The sequence below is a fragment of the Piscinibacter sp. genome, from assembly GCF_050175855.1.
Taxonomy (GTDB): Bacteria; Pseudomonadota; Gammaproteobacteria; order Burkholderiales; family Burkholderiaceae_C; genus Piscinibacter.
In genome coordinates this window covers 1-3,760 of the sequence record NZ_JBFXIO010000449.1, presented here as the reverse complement: position 1 = coordinate 3,760, position 3,760 = coordinate 1, and the positions used below count along the sequence as shown (strand labels likewise).

The 3,760-nt window shown below is 69.3% G+C and carries 5 protein-coding genes; all 5 read right to left on the bottom strand.

Annotated elements, in window-relative coordinates:
* Nucleotides 1-860, bottom strand: an 860-nt coding sequence (gene trpD, locus AB7U92_RS23605; RefSeq protein WP_428582712.1) for an anthranilate phosphoribosyltransferase, incomplete at its 3' end; no start/stop codon positions are given.
* 21 nt (nt 861-881) lie between these two features.
* On the bottom strand, nt 882-1,898 hold the full coding sequence (ltaE, locus tag AB7U92_RS23600) for a low-specificity L-threonine aldolase (RefSeq protein ID WP_428582710.1): 1,017 nt from the start codon (nt 1,896-1,898) through the stop codon (nt 882-884).
* Nucleotides 1,895-2,479, bottom strand: a complete 585-nt coding sequence (locus tag AB7U92_RS23595) for an aminodeoxychorismate/anthranilate synthase component II (protein WP_428582708.1) — start codon at nt 2,477-2,479, stop codon at nt 1,895-1,897. The genes ltaE and AB7U92_RS23595 overlap by 4 nt, the downstream gene beginning before the upstream one ends.
* Before the next feature lie 9 nt (nt 2,480-2,488).
* Nucleotides 2,489-2,869: a cupin domain-containing protein gene (locus AB7U92_RS23590; protein WP_428582706.1), complete on the bottom strand. Its 381-nt coding sequence runs from the start codon at nt 2,867-2,869 to the stop codon at nt 2,489-2,491.
* 1 nt (nt 2,870) lies between these two features.
* Nucleotides 2,871-3,760 (bottom strand): anthranilate synthase component I family protein (locus AB7U92_RS23585; RefSeq protein WP_428582704.1); only part of this gene is annotated, 890 nt, incomplete at its 5' end.

Below are 3,760 nucleotides of genomic sequence, written 5' to 3'. Positions count from 1 at the left end.
GGCTCGTCGTCGAGCACCGAGCGCAGCATCGCCTTGCTCTGCTCCGGCGTTTCCACCTTCAGGGCGCGGTTGCTCGCCATCGTCAGGCCGAAGTCTTCCGGGTGGATCTCGTACTCGCGGATGTCGCCGTCCTTGTACTCGCCCACCATCGTGGCGGCGCCCAGCGACACCTCGTCCATGCCGTCGCGGCCGTAGACCACTACCGCATGCTCGGCGCCGAGGCGCTGCAGCGCGCGCACCTGGATGCCGACCAGGTCGGGGTGGAACACGCCCATCAGGATGTTCGGCGCGCCGGCCGGGTTGGTCAGCGGGCCGAGGATGTTGAAGATCGTGCGCACGCCGAGCTCCTTGCGCACCGGCGCCACGTTCTTCATCGCCGGGTGGTGGTTGGGCGCGAACATGAAGCCGATGCCGGTGTCGGCGATGCACTTGGCGATGTCGGCCGGCTTGAGCGCGAGGCTCACGCCCAGCGACTCCAGCACGTCGGCGCTGCCCGACTTGCTCGACACGCTGCGGTTGCCATGCTTGCTGACGCGCGCGCCGCAGGCGGCGGCGACGAACATCGAGCAGGTGGAGATGTTGAAGGTGTGCGAGCCGTCGCCGCCGGTGCCGACGATGTCGACCAGGTGCTTCTTGTCGGCCACCTCGACCTTGGTGGAGAACTCGCGCATCACCTGCGCGGCGGCGGTGATCTCGCCGATGGTCTCCTTCTTGACGCGCAGGCCGATCAGCAGCGCGGCCATCATGACCGGCGTCATCTCGCCGCCCATGATGCGGCGCATCAGCGCGAGCATCTCGTCGTGGAAGATCTCGCGGTGTTCGATGGTGCGGGTCAGGGCTTCGTTGTCGGTGATGGGCATGGCGGCTCCTGGGGCGCGGGTTCAGTGCAGCGCACTGCGCAGCACGGCGATGGCGTGGTCGACGCCGGCATCGTCGACGTCGAGATGGGTGACCAGGCGCAGCTGATAGAGGCCGGTGGCCAGCACGCCGCGCTCGCGCAGCGTGGCCACGACCGCGGCGGCCCGCTCGCGCGGCAGGTCGATGAAGATCATGTTGGTCTGCGGCGCCTGCACGCTCACGCCGGGCAGGCCCTGAAGGCCCTCGGCCAGGCGCCGTGCGCGGGCGTGATCTTCGGCAAGGCGCTCGATGTGATGGTCCAGCGCATGCGACGCCGCGGCGGCCAGCACGCCAGCCTGGCGCATCGTGCCGCCGGCCATCTTGCGCACGCGCCGGGCCCTGGCGATGAGCTCCTTCGAGCCCACCAGCGCCGAGCCGGCCGGTGCACCCAGGCCCTTGCTGAAGCACACCGAGATGCTGTCGAACAGTCCGGCCATGGCCCGCGCGTTGGCGCGCGCATCGCCGCCCATGGCCACCGCGGCGTTGAACAGGCGCGCGCCGTCCAGGTGCGTGGCCAGGCCGTGGCGCCGCGCCAGCGAGGTGGCTTCGTGCAGATAGTCGAGCGGCATCACCCGCCCGCCCAGCGTGTTCTCAAGCGCCAGCAGGCGCGTGCGCGCGAAGTGCGGATCGTCGGGCTTGATCGCTGCCTCGATGTCGGCCAGCGCCAGCGTGCCGTCGGCCTGGTGCGCGATCGGCTGCGGCTGGATGCTGCCGAGCACCGCGCCGCCACCGGCCTCCCAGCGGTAGGTGTGCGCCATCTGGCCGGCGAGATATTCGTCGCCGCGCTGGCAGTGGCTCATCAGCGCGCACAGGTTGCTTTGCGTGCCGGTGGGCACGAACAACGCCGCCTCCTTGCCGAGCATCGCGGCGATGCGCTCCTGCAGCGCGTTCACGCTCGGGTCGTCGCCGAACACGTCGTCGCCGACCTCGGCGCGCGCAATCGCCTGGCGCATCGCCGGCGTCGGCCTCGTGACGGTGTCGCTGCGCAGGTCGACGGTCATGGCTTGAGCTCCACGAAGTTCTTCAGCATCGCGTGGCCATGCTCGGTGAGGATGGACTCGGGGTGGAACTGCACGCCTTCCAGCGGCGTCTTCGTGCCGGCCAGCTCGCGGTGGCGCACGCCCATGATCTCGTCGTCCTGCGAGGTGGCGGTGACCTCCAGCACCTCGGGCCGCGTGGCCTGCTCGATCACCAGCGAGTGGTACCGGATCACGGTGAACTGCCGCGGCAAGCCGGTGTAGACGCCGCGCTGGTCGTTGGTGATGACGTCGGTCTTGCCGTGCATCTGCGTCTTCGCGCGCACGATGCGCCCACCCAGCGCCGCACCGATGGCCTGGTGGCCGAGGCACACGCCGAGGATGGGCAGCTTGCCGATGAAGGCCTGGATCGCCTCGACGCACACGCCGGCCTCGGCCGGCGAGCAGGGGCCGGGCGAGAGCACGAGGCGGTCGGGCTTCAACGCGGCGATGCCGGCCACGTCGATCTCGTCGTTGCGGAAGACGCGCACCTCCTCACCCAGCTCGCCGAAGTACTGCACCAGGTTGAAGGTGAACGAGTCGTAGTTGTCGATCATCAGCAGCATGGGCGCTCCTCAGGCGGCGGGCGCATCGCCGTCGACGATGGCATAGGTCTTGGTCAGCGTCTCCAGCACCTCGAAGGAGCCGGTGAAGCCCGGGGCGATGAACAGCGCTTCGCCGGGCCCGGCTTCCTGGAACGATCCGTCTTCGGCGTGCACGCGGCAGCGCCCCTGCAGCACGGTGAAGAGCTCGTGCTCGGCGGGCCCGAAGGCGATGCGCCAATGCCCAGGCTCGCAACGCCACACGCCGGTGTACAGCGTGCCGTTCACCGGCCGCTCGGCCACGTTCCAGGTTTCGCGCTTCGGGTTGCCGCGCAGCAGGCGTTCCGGTTTCGGGTGATCGACCTCGGGTGTGCCGGGCATGACGGCACCGAGCTTCAGGAGACCCGCAGCCATCTCAGAAGCCCTCCTCGACGAGTTCGGCCGCGCGGATCAGCGCCCGCGCCTTGTGCTCGGTCTCCCTCCACTCCATCTCGGGTACCGAGTCGGCGACGACGCCGGCTGCCGCCTGCACGTACAGCGTGCCGTCCTTGACGATGCCGGTGCGGATGGCGATCGCCACATCCATGTCGCCGGCGAAGCTGAGGTACCCGCAGGCGCCGCCGTAGATGCCGCGCTTGGTGGGCTCGAGCTCGTCGATGATCTCCATCGCGCGGATCTTTGGCGCGCCGGTCAGCGTGCCGGCCGGGAAGGTGGCCTTGAGCACGTCGATGTTGGTCATGCCGTCCTTGAGCAACCCTTCGACGTTGCTGACGATGTGCATCACGTGCGAGTAGCGCTCCACCACGAAGGCCTCGGTCACCTTCACGCTGCCCGTCTTCGCGATGCGGCCGATGTCGTTGCGCGCCAGGTCGATCAGCATCACGTGCTCGGCGCGCTCCTTCGGGTCGGCGAGCAGCTCGGCCTCGAGCGCCTTGTCCTGCTCGGGCGAGGCGCCGCGAGGGCGCGTGCCGGCCAGCGGGCGGATGGTGACTTTCTCGCCCTCGGGCACATGCTCGTGGCGCACCAGGATCTCCGGGCTGGCGCTGACGATCTGGAAGTCGCCCATGTCGTAGAAGAACATGTAGGGCGACGGGTTCAGCGAGCGCAGCGCGCGGTACAGCGACAACGGGCTCTCGGTGTAGCGCTTGCGCAGCCGCTGGCCGATCTGCACCTGCATCATGTCGCCGGCGGCGATGTACTCCTTGCTCTTCTCCACCGCGGCGAGATAGTCGGCCTTGGCGAACTCGCGCTCGACGCCGTGCGCCGCCACGCGCTTGACCTGTGGCGCGGTGACGCTGTAGCGCA